Below are 17,496 nucleotides of genomic sequence, written 5' to 3'. Positions count from 1 at the left end.
TGCAACAGAAGATCGAGGGTTCATTTGACGGCCTTCCCGTCCAGGACTGTCGGCTCTCCCCGGAGGAAGGTCGCGACGATGCGACCCGGCAGGGTGGTGCCCGCGTACGGTGTGTTGCGGCTGCGGCTCGCCAGGTCCGCCGGGTCCACGACCCGGCGGGCGGACGGGTCCACCAGCGTGAGGTTGGCCGGCGTGCCGGCGGTGAGATCGGTGCCGTGCCCGGCCAGGCCCGCGATCCGGGCGGGGGCGCGCGACATGCGCTCGGCGATCAGCTCCCACTGCTCACCGAGGACGCTCAGCACGACCGGCAGGGCGGTTTCGAGACCGACCATGCCGGGGCGCGCGTACGCCCACTCGCATTCCTTGTCCTCCACCGCGTGCGGGGCGTGATCGGTGGCGACGATGTCGATGACCCCGTCCGCCAGTGCCTGCCGCAGCGCCTGCACGTCGGCGGCGGTGCGCAGCGGCGGGTTGACCTTGTAGACGGGGTCGTAGCTGGCCGCAAGCTCGTCGGTGAGCAGCAGGTGGTGGGGCGTGACCTCGGCGGTCACCCGTACGCCCCGGGCCTTGGCCTGGCGCAGCACCTCGACCGACCCGGCCGTGGAGACGTGGCAGACGTGCAGGCGGCTGCCGACGTGCTCGGCGAGCAGGACGTCGCGGGCGATGATCGCCTCCTCGGCGACCGCGGGCCAGCCGGTGAGGCCGAGCCGGGTGGAGACCTCGCCCTCGTGCATCTGAGCGCCCTCGGTGAGCCGCGGCTCCTCGGCGTGCTGGGCGATGATGCCGTCGAAGGCCTTCACATACTCCAGTGCGCGGCGCATCAGGCGCGGGTCGGCGACGCAGAAGCCGTCGTCGGAGAAGATCCGCACCTTCGCGGCGGAGGTCGCCATCGCGCCCAGCTCGGCGAGCTGCTTGCCGGCGAGGCCGACGGTGACCGCCCCGATGGGCTGCACGTCGACCAGGCCCGCCTCGCGGCCCAGCCGCCACACCTGCTCGACCACGCCGGCGGTGTCCGCGACCGGTGAGGTGTTGGCCATCGCGAAGACCGCGGTGTAGCCGCCCAGGGCCGCCGCACGCGAGCCGGTCTCGACCGTCTCGGCGTCCTCGCGGCCGGGCTCGCGCAGGTGGGTGTGCAGGTCGACCATGCCGGGCAGGGCGACGAGGCCCGCGGCGTCGATCGTCTCGTCGGCCTTGCCGCCGCCCTCGGCGACCACGCCGTCCTTGATCAGCAGGTCGGTGGGCGTTCCACCCACGACGGAGACACCCTTGATGAGATACGAGGTCATGCCTTGCCTCCCAGCAAGAGGTAGAGAACGGCCATCCGGGCGCTGACGCCGTTGGCGACCTGTTCGACGATCGTGGAACGCGTGGAGTCGGCCACCTCGGGAGCGATCTCCATGCCCCGGTTCATCGGACCGGGGTGCATGACGATCGCGTGCTCCGGCAGCTTCCTCATGCGCGGCGCGTCGAGCCCGTAGCGGCGGCTGTATTCGCGGGCGGAAGGGAAGTAGGAGTCCTGCATCCGCTCGGTCTGGACCCGCAGCATCATCACGACGTCCGCGTCGGGCAGGACGCTGTCGAGGTCGTACGACACTTTCGTCTTCTCGCCGAGCGCGGCCGAGATGTCCAGCGGGATCAGGGTGGGGGGGCCGACCAGGGTGACCTGGGCGCCCAGCGTGGTGAGCAGCAGGACGTTGGACCGCGCGACGCGGCTGTGCAGGACGTCACCCACGATCGCGACCCGCAGGCCGTCGATCTTCCCCAGCCGCGACCGCATCGTGTACGCGTCCAGCAACGCCTGCGTCGGGTGCTCGTGGGTGCCGTCGCCGGCGTTGATCACCGAACCGTCCACCCAGGACGCGAGCCGGTGCGGGGCGCCCGAGGCCGGGTGCCGGATCACGACCGCGTCGGCGCCCATCGCCTGCAGGGTCAGCGCCGTGTCCTTGAGACTCTCGCCCTTGGAGACGCTGGAGCCCTTCGCGGAGAAGTTGATGACGTCCGCGGAGAGCCGCTTGGCCGCGGCCTCGAACGAGATCCGGGTACGGGTGGAGTCCTCGTAGAAGAGGTTCACGACCGTGCGCCCGCGCAGGGTCGGCAGCTTCTTGACCTCACGCCCGGCGAGAGTGGCCATCTCGGCGGCGGTGTCCAGGATCAGCGTGGCGGTGTCCGCGTCCAGGTCCGCCGCGGAGCGCAGATGCTTGATCATGCGGCGCCTCCGGAGAGCCGGACCTCGTCGACGCCGTCGTCGGTCTCGGCGAGCGACACCCGTACCGTCTCGGCCAGGGCCGTCGGGATGTTCTTGCCGACGTAGTCGGCGCGGATCGGCAGCTCGCGGTGTCCCCGGTCGACCAGGACGGCGAGCTGCACCGAGCTCGGCCGCCCGACGTCGCTGAGGGCGTCCAGCGCGGCGCGCACCGTACGCCCGGAGAACAGGACGTCGTCGACGAGGATCACCCGGCGGCCGTCGAGCCCGCCGCCCGGGATGTCGGTCTTGCCGAGCGCCCGGGTGGCGTGCAGCCGCAGATCGTCGCGGTAGAGGGTGATGTCCAGCGCCCCGACCGGAATGTCGATGCCCTCGAAGGCGTGGATGCGGGAGGCGAGCCGGCGCGCCAGCGGTACGCCGCGGGTCGGGATGCCGAGCAGCACGGTGTCCGTGGCCCCGGACGTCTTCTCGAGGATCTGATGGGCGATGCGGTCGACGACCCGGTGCAGGTCGGACCCCGAAAGAATGATCTTCGCGGAACCTGTGTCGGCACGTGGGTATGCCACGGCGGACCTCCTTCCCCGCCTCACGGGACGGGTCGTTAAAGGACGTCTGTGCTTATTTGCTGACGCAGCGGGCACCCCGATCAAGGGCCGCCCGATGGCTGACGCTACGTTACCAGTGAGCGCGGCGATGACCATGGTGACGTGGCCGACCCACGGACCAGACGGACGAATGCGGGCAACTCTCTCCCTGGCTCAGCGACTCATCGGCAACCGACACTTGACCAGGGCTGGCAAACTCCGTACCGTCACGCAGCGTAGCGATCCGGGGGAAGAACCCCCCGGGCCAGCACAGTTTTGGAGTGTCCGAATGCCGTCTGAGTACGCCAAGTCGTTGGGCGCCCGCCTGCGCTCCATCCGCCAACAGCAGGGCCTTTCCCTGCAGGGTGTGGAAGAGAAGTCGAACGGCCGCTGGAAGGCCGTGGTGGTGGGATCGTACGAGCGCGGCGACCGCGCCGTCACCGTCTCGCGCCTGGCCGAGCTGGCCGACTTCTACCGCGTGCCCGTCTCGGAACTGCTGCCCGACGGCAGCGGCGTCCGGCTCGAGGCCACCAACAAGATCGTGCTGGACCTGGAGAAGCTGTACGACGCGGCCGGCGAGGACCTCGCCTACGTCGCGCGCTACGCCCGGGCCATCCAGCAGCAGCGCGGCGACTACAACGGCCGCGTCCTCTCCATCCGCGCCGACGACCTGCGCGCGCTCGCGATCGTGTACGACATCTCGCCGTCCGGCTTGATCGAGCGCCTCACCGAGGCGGGCGTCCTGGTCGCCGACCCGCGCGCCTTCTTCGCTAGCTGACTCGCCGCCGGCGGTTTCTTCGCCGGCCACACCGGCCTCGCCGGCCGTCGTCGCCGCTGTGACGATGGCTCGCGCCCCGGACGTCGCCGCCGCGCCCCCACGAGGGCGCCGGCGCGACCCCGCCAACGGCTCGGCCGCGGCGGCCTGGCGGTCACCTGGATGGTGGCCAGGCCGGCACACGAAAGCCCGCATCGCCTGCGATGCGGGCTTCTTCGTGCCCTCAGACCGCGCGTTCCGACGGCGCCATGCCCGATGACGACCCAGCAGCCATGACACTGCGTACGTCCTCGCAGTCGAGATTCAAGACGACGCTGCCCCTGTCGGCGCCGACAGGCCGGCCAGGCCCTCTATCCGCTGGCCGTCACGGACTGCGACGTCGGCGCGGTGCGGCGGCTGCGCCTCGCCGTCGGTCTTCACCACGCGGCCGACCATCGCATGCCCGTCTGCTCGGACCTCGGCGGCCTGTATGGGCCGTCCAGGTTGTCATCCGCATCTCGCGGAGGAGCCGCCCGCTCCGCGCTGATCGACGCCCTGGTCCACAGCCAGGACATCGCGGAGCCCATCCGGACGAGGTCGGCGGGTTCGTTCGCCAGCCCGGCCGCAACCGCGGCAGCCTGCGCCAAGTCGGTGGCGCAGGCTGCGGTGAACACGACTACCGGGTGGCGAACTCGGCGATCCGGCCGAGGATGCCGTTGAGGAAGCGGGGGCTGTCGTCGGTCGACATCTGCTTCGCGAGCTCGACCGCCTCGGTGATGGCCACCGGGTCGTCGATCTCCGGCAGGTAGAGCAGCTCGTAGACGGCGATGCGGGCCAGGTTGCGGTCCACCACCGGCATGCGCTCCAGGGTCCAGCCCTCGGCGTAGCTGGCGATCAGCTCGTCGATCCGGTCGAGGTGCTTGGCGACGCCCTCCACCAGGCCGATCGTGTAGTCCAGGTGCTCCGGGCGGGGCTTGGCGATCCGGTCCAGGTAGGTGGTGAGCACCTGGCTCGGCGGCAGGTCGCGCAGGTCGGCCTCGTAGAGGACGTCGAGCGCGCGCTTGCGCGCCTTGCGGCGCGCAGGCATCTGCGTCTTGGGGCCCTCGGCCATCAGCTTCGGCCGAGGTAACGGCCGTCGCGGGTGTCGACCTTGATCTTCTCGCCGGTGGTGATGAAGAGGGGGACCTGCACGGTCGCGCCGGTCTCGACGGTGGCCGGCTTGGTGCCGCCGGTCGAGCGGTCGCCCTGCAGGCCGGGCTCGGTGTAGGTCACCTCGAGGAAGACGCTGGTCGGCAGCTCGATGTAGAGCGGCACACCCTCGTGCGTCGCCACCGTGGCCTCGGCCTCGGGGAGCAGGTAGTTGGCCGCCTCGCCGACCGTGCCGCCGGGCACCGTGATCTGGTCGAAGGTGTCCAGGTCCATGAAGACGAAGTCCTCGCCGTCCTGGTACAGATACTGCATCGTGCGCTTGTCGACGGTGGCGGTCTCGACCTTGGTGCCGGCGTTGAAGGTCTTGTCCACGACCTTGCCGGAGAGGACGTTCTTGAGCGTGGTGCGCACGAACGCCCCACCCTTGCCCGGCTTGACGTGCTGGAACTCGACCACGGCCCACAGCTCGCCGTCGAGGTTGAGCACCAGGCCGTTCTTCAGGTCGTTGGTGGAAGCCATGTCCTGCCTTGTTCTTGAAAACGTAGAGGTGACCGCTGGAGTTTACCGGCGCGGCAGGTCACCCGGCGAATCGGGTCAGAGCAGCCCGGCGAGGTGGCGCAGGGCCAGCCGGTAGCCGTCCACCCCGAGCCCCGCGATCACCCCGGTCGCCACCGCGGAGACGACCGAGTGGTGCCGGAACTCCTCGCGGGCGTGGATGTTGGAGATGTGCACCTCGACCAGGGGGGCGCGCAGCAAGGCGCAGGCGTCGCGGATCGCGTACGAGTAGTGCGACCACGCGCCCGGGTTCAGCACGACCGGCGCCTGCTCGTCCGCGGCGGCGTGCAGCCAGCCCAGCATCTCGTGCTCGGCGTCGGTCTGCCGGACCACGACGTCCAGGCCCAGCTCCCGGCCGGTCTCCTCGCACAGCGTGACGAGGCCGGCGTACGACGTCAGGCCGTACACGTCGACCTGGCGGGTGCCGAGCCGGCCGAGGTTGGGGCCGTTGAGCACGTACGCGCGGGTCATGAGGCGACCGCCGCGTAGGCGTGCGCCAGCACCGACTCGTCCGAGACGGCGAGGATGCCGGGGCGGGCCAGGCCGTCCAGCACGACGAAGCGCAGCGTGTCCGCGCGGGCCTTCTTGTCGATGCGCATCGCGGCGAGCAGGTCGGGCCAGGCGTCGGCGCGGTACGAGACCGGCAGGCCGAGCAGGGACAGCACCGAGCGGTGCCGGGCCGCGGTGGCGTCGTCGAGGCGGCCGGTCAGGCGGCCCAGCTCGGCCGCGTAGACCAGGCCGACGGCGACCGCGTGACCGTGCTTCCAGCCGTACGCCTCGTGCTTCTCGATGGCGTGCCCCAGGGTGTGGCCGTAGTTGAGGATCTCGCGCAGCCCGGACTCGCGCAGGTCGACGCCGACGACGTCGACCTTCACCCGGATCGCCCGCTCGACCAGCTCGCGCACGACGCCACTGTCCGGGTCGGCGGCGGCCGCGGGGTCGGCCTCGATGAGGTCGAGGATCACGGGGTCGGCGATGAAGCCGCACTTGACCACCTCGGCGAGCCCGGCGACCAGGTCGTCGGCGGGCAGCGTGGCGAACAGGCCGAGGTCGCACAGCACGCCGGCGGGCGGGTGGAAGGCGCCGACCAGGTTCTTGCCGGCGGCGATGTTGACGCCGGTCTTGCCGCCGACGGCCGCGTCGACCATGCCGAGCAGCGACGACGAGACCGGCACCCACCGCACCCCGCGCAGCCAGCCGGCGGCCACGAACCCGGCGAGGTCCGTCACCGCTCCCCCGCCGACGCCCAGCACCACGTCCGTACGCGTGAAGCCGGCCGCCCCGAGCTCGTCCCAGCAGCGGGCGGCGACCTCGATGCTCTTGCCGGCCTCGGCGTCGGGCACCTCGATCGGCAGGGGGCGTACGCCGGCCCGCCGGAGCACCTCGGCGACCGCCTCGGCGCGCTGCTTCAACGGCGCGGCGTAGAGGATCGCGGCGCGGACGGCACCGTCGATCAGCCCGGGCAATTCGTCGAGCAGGTCACGCCCGACGAGCACGTCGTAGGGCCGGTCGCCGGACACGGAAATGCGGGTCATCTCGTCCATCGGTGTCGAGCGTAGTGACGGCCGCTTGGGGTTATAGACAGCTAACCCCTAGTGGGGTTACCTAGAACCATGCCGAAAATCAACGTGTATCTGCCCGACAGCCTCGCCGACGCGGTCCGCGAGGCCGGCGTGCCGGTGTCGGCCATCTGCCAGCGGGCCCTGGAGCAGGCCGTACGCCGCATCACCGCCATCCGGCAGACCGTGCTGAGCGACCTCGACCCGGCGCAGCTCGCGAGCCGGCTTCCGCACTTCACCCCGCGGACCGTGGCCGTGCTCTCCCTGGCCACCGAGCGGGCCCGGGACACCGCAGCCTCGGCGGTGACCAGCGGCCACCTGTTGCACGGGATGCTCGCGGAGGGCGGCAACATGGCCCTGCAGATCCTCGGCGCGATGGAGATCGACCCCGCCTCGATCACCGTGCCCGACGGCGCCGAACCCGGCGGCGAGGGCGAGGGACTGCGGTTCAGCTCCCCCGCCGCCAATGCGGTCGAGCTGGCCGTCACCGAGGCGACGAGCATGGGACACAACTACGTCGGGTGTGAGCACCTGCTCGTCGGTCTGTCCGCCGAGCCGGACGGGCTGGCCGGGCGCGTGCTGGGCGACCGGGGCGCCGACGCCCGCGCGACCCGGCGCGCGGTGGCCGCCGCGATGGCCGGCTATGCCCATCTGCGCGCGAGCGCGCCGACACCGGCGGCGACGGCGGGCCTGCTGACCGCCGTACGCGCGGAACTGGCGCCCCTGATCCGGCGGATCGAGGCGCTGGAGGCTAGCCGGCCCTGACCAGCGCCGCGATCTCGGCGGCGAGCTCATCGGGAGCGCGTCCGTCGGTCTTCACCGTGTGCGTGGCCACCGACTCGTACAGCGGGCGGCGCTGCTCCATGAGGTACTTCAGCGTCGCCCGCGGATTGACGCTCAGCAACGGGCGCCCGGCGCCGAGCCCCACCCGCTTCACCGCGTCGGACAGCTCGACGGTCAGGAAGACCACCCGCTGGGCCCGCAGGGCGTCACGGGTGCCGGGGTCGAGCACGGCACCGCCGCCCAGCGCCAGCACGCCGTCGAAGGAGGCGAGCTCGGCGGCGATCGTCTCGCGTTCGAGCCGGCGGAACTCGTCCTCGCCGTCGTCGAAGAAGATCTCCGGGATGGCCTTGCCGGCCCGCTGCGCGACCAGATGATCGGTGTCCGCGAACGCGACGCCGAGCAGCGCGGCGACGGCCTCGCCCACGGTCGTCTTGCCGGCGCCGGGCGGGCCGACCACGACGGCCACCGGCGCCATCAGCGGATCAGCAGACTGTCGACGTATCCGGCCAGGTTGCGGCGGATCTCGGCCACCGAGTCGCCGCCGAACTTCTCGGTCGCGGCCTCGGCTAGCACCAGCGCCACCATCGCCTCGGCCACCACCGCGCCGGCCGGCACCGCGCAGACGTCCGAGCGCTGGTTGATCGCCGTGGCGGGTTCCCCCGTGGTGACGTCCACGGTCTGCAGTGCCCGGTTGAGCGAGGAGATCGGCTTGAGCGCGGCGCGGACCCGCAGGCCCTCGCCGTTGGTGATGCCGCCCTCCAGGCCGCCCGCCCGGTCGGTGATCCGCTTGACGCCCTCCGGCGTCGGCACGATCTCGTCGTGCGCCACCGAGCCCCGCGAGCGGGCCTGGGTGAAGCCGTCGCCGATCTCCACGCCCTTCACCGACTGGATGGACATCAGCGCGGCGGCCAGCCGGGCGTCCAGCTTGCGGTCCCACTGCACATGCGACCCCAGACCCGGGGGTACGCCGTAAGCCAGCACCTCGACGATGCCACCGAGGGTGTCCGCGTCCTTCTTCGCCGCATCCACCTCGGCCACCATGCGCGCGCTCGCCTCGGGGTCGAGGCAGCGCAGCGGGTCGGCGTCGATGCGCTCGGCGTCCTCCGGCGTGGGGATCAGCCCCGCCTTCGCGGCGACCGAGCCGAGCTCGATCACGTGCGAGACGACGTCGATGCCCAGCGCCTGCCGGATCAGGGCCTTGGCCACCACGCCGACGGCGACGCGGGCCGCGGTCTCCCGGGCGCTGGCGCGCTCCAGGATCGGGCGGGCGTCGGTGTGCCCGTACTTCTGCATGCCGGCCAGGTCGGCGTGGCCGGGGCGGGGCCGGGTCAGCGGGGCGTTGCGCGCCTGGGCCGCCAGCTCCTCCGGGTCGACGGGGTCGGCGGCCATCACCGTCTGCCACTTCGGCCATTCGGAGTTACCGACGCGGATGGCCACGGGGCTACCGAGGGTCACGCCGTGGCGGATGCCGCCGACGATCTCGACCTCGTCCCTCTCGAACGACATCCGCGCGCCCCGCCCGTATCCGAGACGGCGGCGCGCGAGATCACGGCCGATGTCGTCGCTCGTCACCCGCACACCGGCGGGCACGCCCTCCATCAGGGCGACGAGCGCCGGACCGTGCGATTCCCCTGCGGTTAGCCAGCGCAACACGGGTCACAGTCTGGCATGTGGCGCCCGCGGCCCGCCGTCAGCCCGCCGCCGTCCCGCCCACCGGGCGACGGGCACCCGCCGCCGAAAGGTCAGAGGTATCGTCCACGGGTGTCTTCCCAGCCCACCGCCCCGACCGCCGACGCCGTACGCGCGCCGCACGGTCCCCTGCTGGTGGTCATGCTCGGGCTGGTCACGGCGATCGGGCCGTTGTCGCTGGACATGTACCTGCCCGCATTCCCGGCCGTGGCCGAGGACCTCCGGGTCGCGCCGGCCGAGGTGCAGTTGTCGCTCACCACCTGCCTGATCGGGCTGGCCCTGGGGCAGCTCGTCTGCGGCCCGCTCAGCGACCGGTGGGGGCGGCGCCGGCCGATGCTGGTCGGCGTGGGCGCGTACGCGATCTTCTCCCTGCTCTGCGCCCTCGCCCCGAGCGCGCCGCTGCTGGCGGGCGCCCGGTTCTTGCAGGGCTTCGCCGGCGGCGTCGGCGTGGTGGTGGCCCGGGCCATCGTCCGGGACCTGTATTCCGGGGTGGAGGCGGCGAAGTTCTTCTCCCGGCTCACCCTGATCTTCGGCGTGGCTCCCATCGCGGCGCCGCTGCTGGGCAGCGCGGTGCTGAAGGTCACGTCGTGGCATGGCATCTTCGTCACGCTGGGCATCATCGCCGCCCTGCTGACGGCCCTGCTGGCCGCGCACATGCCGGAGACGCTGCCGGTCGAGCGGCGCAGCCCCGGTGGCCCGATGGATACGGTCCGCACGGCCCGCACGCTGATCGCCGACCGGGGGTACGTGGGCTACACGCTCGCCCAGTCCTTCGCCTTCGCGGCCCTGTTCAGCTACATCTCCGGCTCGTCGTTCGTCTTCCAGGACGGGTACGGCATCTCGCCGACGCTCTACAGTGTCCTGTTCGGGGTGAACGCGTGCGCCCTGATCGCGCTGAGCCAGGCTAACGGCCGACTCCTGGACCGCGTCGCGCCCCGTGGGCTGCTGACGACGGCACTGGCCACTCAGGCGCTGGCCGGCGTCGCCGTGCTCGCGGGCGCCATGCTCGGCTCGCTCGTGGCGCTCGGCGCGGGCCTGTTCGTGGTGGTCGGCGTGATCGGCATGGTGATGCCGAACGCGACCGCGCTGGCCCTGGACCGGCACCCCGACCGGGCCGGCACGGCGGCGGCGGTGATGGGCGGCATCCAGTCGGTGATCGCCGCGCTCGCCGCGCCGCTCGCCGGCCTGGGCGACCCGGGCCTGGGCGTGCCGATGGGCGCGGCCGTCCTGGGATTCGCCGTGGCCGCGCTCTCGATGCTGCTGCTCACCGGCCGCGCGGAGCGTGCCTAACGGCAGACCGGGATGCCGTTGGCACAGGCCTTGTCCCGGTTCGCGTTGTGCTCGTCATCCGTGAGGGCGAAGGCCGACCTACCGGTCTTGTCGACGGCGGTGAAAAAGATCCAATCGCCGGTCGCCGGCTTCACCGCGCCCTGCAGTGCCAGCTTGCCGGGGTTGTTGATCGGTCCCAGCGGCAGGCCGACCTTCAGCGTGGTGGTGTACGGATTCTTCGGGTCCTCGAGCTCGGCGGTGGTCATCTTGCCGGAGTGCTTCTTACCCTTGTTCTGCAGTTGCAGCCAGTAATTCGTCGTCACGTCGAACTGCAACGGCATGTTCCTCTTGTACGCCCGGTTGTAGGCGACCCGGGCCACCTTCGGCAGATCCTCGGCGATGCCCGCCTCGGCCTGTGACAGCGACGCCACGATCAGCGCCTCGTACGGGGACACCGACAGCTTCCCCTCCACCGTCTTGACGAAGCCCATCTCGGTGGTGACCTTGATGAACTTCGCCACCATCGCCGACAGCATCTCCTCGGCGGTGGCCTTCGGCTTGAACTCGTAGGTGTCCGGGAAGAGGAAGCCCTCGATGGTGCCCGACGCCTTCTTGTCGTCGCGGCGGTTGAACCAGAAGTCCGGCACCCCCAGCGCCTTCGGATCCTTCGCGGCCGCCTCGAAATCCTTGACCGGAATCTTGGTCTTCTTCGACAGGAGGGTGTAGATGTCCATTGTGCTCAAGCCCTCGGGAATGGTGATGCCCTTGGTGATCCGGGCCTTGGGATCCAGCAGCACGGTGACGGCGTCCTTGGCCGACATCTGCTTGCGCAACTTGTATGTCCCCGGCTGGATGTTCTTGCCCCGCGGGTTCTCCTCCGCCGCCTCGATGAACGCGGCGGTGCTCTTCACCACGTCGGCCTCGACGAGCGTGTTGCCGATTTCGGTCAGCGAGCCCTCACCGAGTGACACCTCCACCTGACCGGTGCCCGCGCCGCCGTAATCGGCGACGACGAAGAAGCCCTTGACCTTCTCGAAGCCGAGGTAGCCACCCACGCCCAGGACGCCGAGCAGGATGAACACCATCAGGAACGCGACGGTGGACCTGCCTTTGCCGCGGGGGCGCCGGTGGCGGGGTTTGCCGCGTTCGATCGGTTCATCGAACGCCCGGTCCAGCTCGTCGAGCATCTCGTCCGCCTCCGCCGTGCGTCCAGCGCGGATCGGGAGCTTCTCCGCCGCGGCTGCCTGTCGGGCCGCTGAGCATACGAACGGATGTCAACGCGGTGACAGCCTCGACACCGCTGGTCAGCGTCCGCGTCGGAGTGCGTCACCCACGGGGTGGCGGCGGTGACTCAACGCACCGCGGCAGCGGCGGCCAGCGCCTCCCGCATGGCGGCCTCCGGGGCCGGGCTGACGCCGGTGAACAGCTCGAACTGGCCGAGCGCCTGGGCCAGCAGCAGGTCGAGGCCGGACACCACCCGGACCCCGTTCGCCGCCGCCGCGGACGCCAGCGGGGTCGGCCACGGGTCGTAGATCGCGTCGAAGAGCACCGTGCCGGGCCGCCACGCGACCTGCAACGCCAGGCCGTCGGCGGCGCCCTTCGGCACGGTGGAGACGACCGCGTCGGCGGCGAACGTGGCGGGGGCCTCGGCCCAGTCGACGCCGGCGATCGTCACGCCGAGCGCGGCGGCGGCCGGCGCCAGCTCGTCGCGGGCCTCCGGGCGGCGGGTCACGACCGTCACCTGGGCGGCGCCCAGCGCGGCGGCCGCCGCCATCGCGGCCCGGGCCGTGCCGCCGCCGCCGAGCACGGTGATCGACGGCGCCCCGGCCAGACCCGCGTCCCGCAGCACCCGGACCATGCCCGGCACGTCGGTGTTGTCGGCGAACCACGAACCGTCGTCGCGGCGTACCAGAGTGTTGGCCGCGCCGGTCGCGGCCGCGACCGGCGAGACCTCCGCGGCGACCGTCAGGGCCGCCTCCTTGAGCGGCATGGTCAGCGACAGCCCGGCCCACTCGGGGCCGAGGCCGGCCACCAGGTCGGAGAGCTCGGCCTCGGCGCACTCGATGGCCGTGTACACCCAGTCGAGCAGCCCCGTCGCGGCGAAACCCGCGGCGTGGATGACCGGCGACAGCGAATGGGCGATCGGCTTGCCGCAGACGGCGGCCCGGCGGTTCACGGTCATGCGGCGCGCTTTCGGTGGGCGACGGGACGCGGTGTCAGCAGAGCGGAATGCCGTTCTGGCAGGCCTTCTGGATATTCGCGTCGTGCTGGGCGTTCGTCTCGGCGAACGCCGACTTGCCGGTCTTGTCGACGGCGACGAAGAACAGCCATTCGCCGGTCGCCGGCTTCACCGCACCCTGCAATGCCAGCTTGCCCGGGTTGTTGATCGGCCCCAGCGGCAGGCCGACCTTCAGCTCCGTGGTGTACGGATTCTTCGGGTCCTCGAGCTCGGCGGTGGTCATCTTGCCGGAGTGCTTCTTACCCTTGTTCTGCAGTTGCAGCCAGTAATTCGTCGTCACGTCGAACTGCAACGGCATCTTCTTCTTGTACGCCCGGTTGTAGGCGACCCGGGCCACCTTCGGCAGATCCTCGGCGATGCCCGCCTCGGCCTGTGACAGCGACGCCACGATCAGCGCCTCGTACGGCGAGACCTGCAGGTTGTTCTCGACCGACTTGACGAAATCCAGCTCCGTGGTCATGTCGATGAACTTGGCCACCATCACCGACAGCATCTCCTCGGCGGTGGCCTTCGGCTTGAACTCGTAGGTGTCCGGGAAGAGGAAGCCCTCGATGGTGCCCGACGCCTTCTTGTCGTCGCGGCGGTTGAACCAGAAGTCCGGCACCCCCAGCGCCTTCGGATCCTTGGCCGCGGTCTCGAAGTCCTTCACCGGCACGCCGGTCGCCTTCGACAGAATCGCGTAGATCTCCAGCGCGGTCTTGCCCTCGGGGATGGTGACGCCCTTGGTCACGCGGGCCTTGGGATCCAGCAGCAGCGTGACGGCGTCCTTGGCCGACATCTGCTTGCGCAGGTTGTACGTCCCCGGCTGGATGTTCTTGCCCCGCGGGTTCTCCTCCGCCGCCTCGATGAACGCGGCGGTGCTCTTCACCACGTCGGCCTCGACGAGCGTGTTGCCGATTTCGGTCAGCGAGCCCTCACCGAGTGACACCTCCACCTGACCGGTGCCCGCGCCGCCGTAGTCGGCCGCGGTGAAGAAGCCCTTGACCTTCTCGAAGCCGAGGTAGCCACCCACGCCCAGGACGCCGAGCAGGATGAACACCATCAGGAACGCGACGGTGGATTTGCCTTTGCCGCCCTTGGCGCCGCGGCCGCCCCGCCGGTGGCGGGGTTTACCGCGTTCGATCTGTTCATCGAACGCCAGGTCCAGCTCGTCGATCATCTCGTCTGCCTCCGCTGTGCGTCCAGCCAGCTCTGCAGGATCTCCACGGCGGCCGCCTGATCGACGACCGCCCGTTGGCGCTTACCCCGGACTCCTCGCTCGGCAAGCCTACGGGTTGCGACCACGGTCGACATCCTCTCGTCCGCGAGGACGACGGGAACCGATCCGACCGCCTGTTCCAGACGGTGCGTATAGGCACGGATGTCAGCGGCGGCATCTCCCTCGGCGCCGTTGAGGCGCACCGGGAGTCCCACCACGATCTGCACCACCTCGTGCTCCCCCACGAGGCGGACGAGCTCGGCGATGTCACCGGGGACGGCGTCGGGCGCCGCCATCATGTCACGGGGCACCGTGGCCAGGGGGGTGGCCAGGATCCCGTCGGGGTCACACAGCGCGACCCCGACGCGCACCTTACCGACATCGACGCCCAGCCGCCTACCCCGCGGCAGTGCGTTCATCGGGCCACCCTTCCTCTCAGGCGGCCTCGCCGACCGCCTTCTCCACCGCCGCCAGCAGCGCGGCGACCTGGTCAGCGGGTACTCCGCCGCCCTGCGCGAGGTCGGCGTTGCCGCCGCCCCGACCGGACAACGCACCCTTCACCAGCTCGGACGCGGAGAGTCCCCGGTCCTTCGCCACCGCGTTGATCGCTACGATCAGTGACGCCTTGCCGTTCGACCGGGCCGCCACCGCGACCACCGCGGGACGACCGGCGTCGATCTTGCCACGAATCTCCTGGGCAAGCGTACGCACATCGTTGGTCGCCGCGCCCTCCGGTGCCTCGGTGCCGACGAACGCCACGCCTCGCAGATCCCTGGCCTGGGCCGCCAGCGTGCCCGCGCCGCCGAGGACCATCTGCGCGCGCATCTTCTCGAGCTCCTTCTCCGCGTCGCGCAGCGCCGTGACGGTCTGCTCGACCCGCTCGGCCACCTGGTCGCCGGGAACCCGGAACAACTCCGCGAGGCGGGTGACCAGCAGGTGCTCCTTGGCGAGGAAGCCGAACGCGTCGATGCCGACGAGCGCCTCGACCCGGCGGACCCCGGAGCCGATCGACGACTCCGTGAGGATCTTCACAAGGCCCAACTGGCCGGAGCGGGCGACGTGCGTACCACCGCAAAGTTCACGCGCATAGTCGCCGACTTCAACCACTCGGACCTCATCGCCGTACTTCTCCCCGAACAGGGCCATCGCGCCGAGCCGGCGCGCCTCCTCCTGCGAGGTGATGAACGCATGCACTTCGAGGTCGCGCAGCAGCACCTCGTTGACCTGCTGCTCGACGTCGTGCAGGACGCTCGCCGGCACCGCGCCCGGGGTGTTGAAGTCGAACCGCAACCGGCCGGGCGCGTTCAGCGAACCCGCCTGGGTCGCGGACTCGCCCAGGAAGGCACGCATCGTCTGGTGGATCAGGTGGGTCGCGGTGTGCGACCGCGAGATGGCCCTGCGTCGCGTCACGTCGATCTCGGCGAAGCCCGCCTCGCCCGCGCGCACCTCACCGCGGACCACCCGCGCCTTGTGCACGATGAGGCCGGGCAGGGGCTGCTGCACGTCGACGACCTCGACCTGGCCGGCGCCGACGTTGATCAGGCCGGTGTCCGCCTGCTGGCCGCCGCCCTCGGCGTAGAACGGGGTGCTGTCGAGCACCAGCTCGACGTAGTCGCCCTCGCCGGCCGCCTCGACGCGCGCGCCGCCGCTGCCGAGCAACGCCCGCACCCGCGACTCGCGGGAGACCTCCGCATAGCCGGTGAACTCCACCGGGCCGCCGGCGTCGAGCACCGAACGATACGACGACAGGTCGGCGTGGCCCGTCTTGCGCGCGGCGGCGTCCGCCTTCGCGCGGGACCGCTGATCGGCCATGAGCCGGCGGAAGCCGTCCTGGTCGACGGTCAGGCCCTGCTCCGCCGCGATCTCCAGGGTCAGGTCGATCGGGAACCCGTACGTGTCGTGCAACTGGAACGCCTGCGCGCCGGACAGCGCCTTGCCGCCCTTGTCGCGGGTGTCGGTGATCGCCGTGTCGAGGATCGTGGTGCCCGCGCGCAGGGTGGAGAGGAACGCGTCCTCCTCCGCGTACGCGTACGTGGAGATCCGCTCGAACTCCTGCGCCAGCTCGGGGTACGACGGCGCCATGCAGTCGCGCGCCACCGGCAGCAGCTCGGGCAGCGCCTTGTCCTGCCAGCCGAGCAGCCGCATCGCCCGGATCGCCCGGCGCATGATGCGCCGCAGCACGTAGCCGCGGCCCTCGTTGGACGGGATCACCCCGTCGCCGATGAGCATCAACGCGGTGCGTACGTGGTCCGCGATCACGCGCAGCCGCACGTCGTCGGGATGCGACTGGCTCGCCGCGTGCCCGGAGTGCGCGCCGTAGGTCTTGCCGGTCAGCTCCGCCGCCCGCGCCAGGATCGGGCGGACCTCGTCGATCTCGTACAGGTTGTCGACGCCCTGCAGGATCGAGGCGATGCGCTCCAGGCCCATGCCGGTGTCGATGTTCTGCGCGGGCAGGTCACCGACGATCGTGAAGTCCTCCTTGCTCTTCACGTCGGTGATCTCGTACTGCATGAAGACCAGGTTCCAGAACTCCAGGTACCGGTCCTCGTCGACCTCGGGGCCGCCCTCGCGGCCGTACTCGGGGCCGCGGTCGTAGAACAGCTCCGAGCACGGGCCCGCCGGGCCCGGGATACCCATCGACCAGTAGTTGTCCTTCTTGCCCCGGCGCACGATGTGCTCCACCGGCACACCCGTGGCACGCCACAGCTCGAACGCCTCGTCGTCGTCGAGGTAGACGGTCGGCCAGATCCGGCTCGGGTCCAGGCCGAAACCGCCCTGCTCCACCGACTTGGTCGACAACTCCCAGGCGAGCTTGATCGCGCCTTCCTTGAAGTAGTCGCCGAACGAGAAGTTGCCGTTCATCTGGAAGAACGTGCCGTGCCGCGAGGTCTTGCCGACCTCGTCGATGTCCGGCGTCCGGATGCACTTCTGCACGCTCACCGCGCGCTGATAGGGCGGGGTGCGCTGGCCGAGGAAGAACGGGACGAACTGCACCATGCCCGCGTTGATGAACAGCAGGTTGGGGTCCTCGATGGCGGGCAGCGGGGCACTCGGCACGACCGTGTGCCCGTTGGCCTCGAAATGCGCCAGATAGCGCCGCTTGATCTCCGCCGTCTTCATCGCTGACCCTCCTGGGCGTGCCGCCCGTGTGAACCGTCCTGCGCGTCGTCGCGCAGCTCGGCGAACTTGTCCTCGTAGAGCTCTCCCGCGGCGAAGGCCGCGTGGATCTCCTGCTCGCGCTCGGCCATCCCCGCGCGCACGTCCTCCACGAAGCTACGCAGGGACTCGACGAGGCCGCCAGCGGATTCCGACAGCGACGTGGCGATGCCGGACGGGGTGAACTCGTCGGCCTTCCGCGAGATCTTGCGCACGACGATGGCGCCGACGGCCAGGCCCACGCCCAGCCAGAGCAACCGCTTCATGAGTCTTCTCTCCGGTTCTTCCGCTCCGGTTCTGCTGATATCCCCGCGCCCGGGTGTTCGCAACGCGCAGCCGGCGTCAGCGAGCCGCGCGA

The 17,496-nt window shown here is 70.9% G+C and carries 18 protein-coding genes; 3 read left to right on the top strand and 15 right to left on the bottom strand.

Annotated features, from left to right (window positions below; genetic code table 11):
• Positions 1-20: 20 nt before the first annotated feature.
• The 3 genes from EDD30_RS30870 to pyrR are packed head-to-tail and all read right to left on the bottom strand — an operon-like array spanning position 21 to position 2,769.
• A complete protein-coding gene (locus EDD30_RS30870; protein WP_071807765.1) occupies positions 21-1,286 on the bottom strand; it encodes a dihydroorotase in 1,266 nt (421 codons plus the stop codon).
• Positions 1,283-2,206 (bottom strand): aspartate carbamoyltransferase catalytic subunit, encoded by a 924-nt coding sequence (locus tag EDD30_RS30865; protein WP_071807764.1) that lies wholly within the window; start codon positions 2,204-2,206, stop codon positions 1,283-1,285. Before EDD30_RS30865 ends, EDD30_RS30870 begins: the two co-directional genes overlap by 4 nt.
• On the bottom strand, positions 2,203-2,769 hold the full coding sequence (gene pyrR / locus EDD30_RS30860) for a bifunctional pyr operon transcriptional regulator/uracil phosphoribosyltransferase PyrR (protein ID WP_071807763.1): 567 nt from the start codon (positions 2,767-2,769) through the stop codon (positions 2,203-2,205). The genes EDD30_RS30865 and pyrR overlap by 4 nt, the downstream gene beginning before the upstream one ends.
• A gap of 307 nt (positions 2,770-3,076) precedes the next feature.
• Between pyrR and bldD the strand changes: the two genes are divergently transcribed.
• Positions 3,077-3,565 (top strand): transcriptional regulator BldD, encoded by a 489-nt coding sequence (gene bldD / locus EDD30_RS30855; protein WP_071807762.1) that lies wholly within the window; start codon positions 3,077-3,079, stop codon positions 3,563-3,565.
• A 652-nt stretch (positions 3,566-4,217) separates the two neighbouring features.
• On the opposite strand, the gene nusB is transcribed toward bldD, so the two are convergent.
• The 4 genes from nusB to aroB all read right to left on the bottom strand — a co-directional run bounded on the left by nusB (position 4,218) and on the right by aroB (position 6,789).
• A complete protein-coding gene (gene nusB, locus EDD30_RS30845) occupies positions 4,218-4,628 on the bottom strand; it encodes a transcription antitermination factor NusB (protein WP_211277906.1) in 411 nt (136 codons plus the stop codon).
• 23 nt (positions 4,629-4,651) lie between these two features.
• Complete coding sequence (gene efp, locus EDD30_RS30840; RefSeq protein WP_071807759.1) at positions 4,652-5,209, bottom strand: elongation factor P; 558 nt, start codon at positions 5,207-5,209, stop codon at positions 4,652-4,654.
• Positions 5,210-5,284: 75 nt separating this feature from the next.
• Positions 5,285-5,716, bottom strand: coding sequence for a type II 3-dehydroquinate dehydratase (aroQ, locus tag EDD30_RS30835; RefSeq protein ID WP_071807758.1), 432 nt, complete (start codon positions 5,714-5,716; stop codon positions 5,285-5,287).
• The gene (gene aroB / locus EDD30_RS30830) at positions 5,713-6,789 is read right to left on the bottom strand and encodes a 3-dehydroquinate synthase (protein WP_071807757.1); all 1,077 of its coding nucleotides are present in this window, start codon (positions 6,787-6,789) and stop codon (positions 5,713-5,715) included. The genes aroQ and aroB overlap by 4 nt, the downstream gene beginning before the upstream one ends.
• Before the next feature lie 69 nt (positions 6,790-6,858).
• Between aroB and EDD30_RS30825 the strand changes: the two genes are divergently transcribed.
• Positions 6,859-7,569, top strand: coding sequence for a Clp protease N-terminal domain-containing protein (locus tag EDD30_RS30825; RefSeq protein WP_071807756.1), 711 nt, complete (start codon positions 6,859-6,861; stop codon positions 7,567-7,569).
• Here EDD30_RS30825 and EDD30_RS30820 read toward each other — a convergent pair.
• Positions 7,556-8,062, bottom strand: a complete 507-nt coding sequence (locus EDD30_RS30820) for a shikimate kinase (protein ID WP_071807755.1) — start codon at positions 8,060-8,062, stop codon at positions 7,556-7,558. The two genes, EDD30_RS30825 and EDD30_RS30820, sit on opposite strands and share 14 nt — an antisense overlap.
• Positions 8,062-9,240 carry a chorismate synthase gene (gene aroC, locus EDD30_RS30815; RefSeq protein WP_071807754.1) on the bottom strand — a complete coding sequence of 393 codons (1,179 nt, stop codon included), beginning with the start codon at positions 9,238-9,240 and terminating at the stop codon, positions 8,062-8,064. The genes EDD30_RS30820 and aroC overlap by 1 nt, the downstream gene beginning before the upstream one ends.
• 108 nt (positions 9,241-9,348) lie before the next feature.
• Here aroC and EDD30_RS30810 point away from each other — a divergent pair, with 108 nt between their 5' ends.
• Complete coding sequence (locus EDD30_RS30810) at positions 9,349-10,566, top strand: multidrug effflux MFS transporter (protein ID WP_071807753.1); 1,218 nt, start codon at positions 9,349-9,351, stop codon at positions 10,564-10,566.
• Here the strand turns inward: EDD30_RS30810 and mltG (EDD30_RS30805) are convergent.
• The 6 genes from mltG (EDD30_RS30805) to EDD30_RS30780 all read right to left on the bottom strand — a co-directional run bounded on the left by mltG (EDD30_RS30805) (position 10,563) and on the right by EDD30_RS30780 (position 17,404).
• Entirely contained in the window at positions 10,563-11,732 is a 1,170-nt protein-coding gene (gene mltG, locus EDD30_RS30805; RefSeq protein ID WP_123678597.1) for an endolytic transglycosylase MltG, read from the bottom strand. The genes EDD30_RS30810 and mltG (EDD30_RS30805) overlap by 4 nt on opposite strands.
• Before the next feature lie 164 nt (positions 11,733-11,896).
• Positions 11,897-12,727: a shikimate dehydrogenase gene (locus EDD30_RS30800; protein ID WP_123678596.1), complete on the bottom strand. Its 831-nt coding sequence runs from the start codon at positions 12,725-12,727 to the stop codon at positions 11,897-11,899.
• A 34-nt stretch (positions 12,728-12,761) separates the two neighbouring features.
• Positions 12,762-13,943 (bottom strand): endolytic transglycosylase MltG, encoded by a 1,182-nt coding sequence (gene mltG / locus EDD30_RS30795; RefSeq protein WP_123678595.1) that lies wholly within the window; start codon positions 13,941-13,943, stop codon positions 12,762-12,764.
• A complete protein-coding gene (ruvX, locus tag EDD30_RS30790) occupies positions 13,940-14,401 on the bottom strand; it encodes a Holliday junction resolvase RuvX (protein ID WP_071807171.1) in 462 nt (153 codons plus the stop codon). Before ruvX ends, mltG (EDD30_RS30795) begins: the two co-directional genes overlap by 4 nt.
• Positions 14,402-14,417: 16 nt before the next feature.
• The gene (gene alaS / locus EDD30_RS30785; RefSeq protein ID WP_071807172.1) at positions 14,418-17,102 is read right to left on the bottom strand and encodes an alanine--tRNA ligase; all 2,685 of its coding nucleotides are present in this window, start codon (positions 17,100-17,102) and stop codon (positions 14,418-14,420) included.
• Positions 17,099-17,404: a hypothetical protein gene (locus EDD30_RS30780; RefSeq protein ID WP_071807173.1), complete on the bottom strand. Its 306-nt coding sequence runs from the start codon at positions 17,402-17,404 to the stop codon at positions 17,099-17,101. The genes alaS and EDD30_RS30780 overlap by 4 nt, the downstream gene beginning before the upstream one ends.
• Positions 17,405-17,496 lie beyond the last annotated feature (92 nt).

Source organism: Couchioplanes caeruleus, from assembly GCF_003751945.1.
Lineage (GTDB): Bacteria > Actinomycetota > Actinomycetes > Mycobacteriales > Micromonosporaceae > Actinoplanes > Actinoplanes caeruleus.
This window is presented reverse-complemented; position numbering and strand designations above follow the sequence as displayed.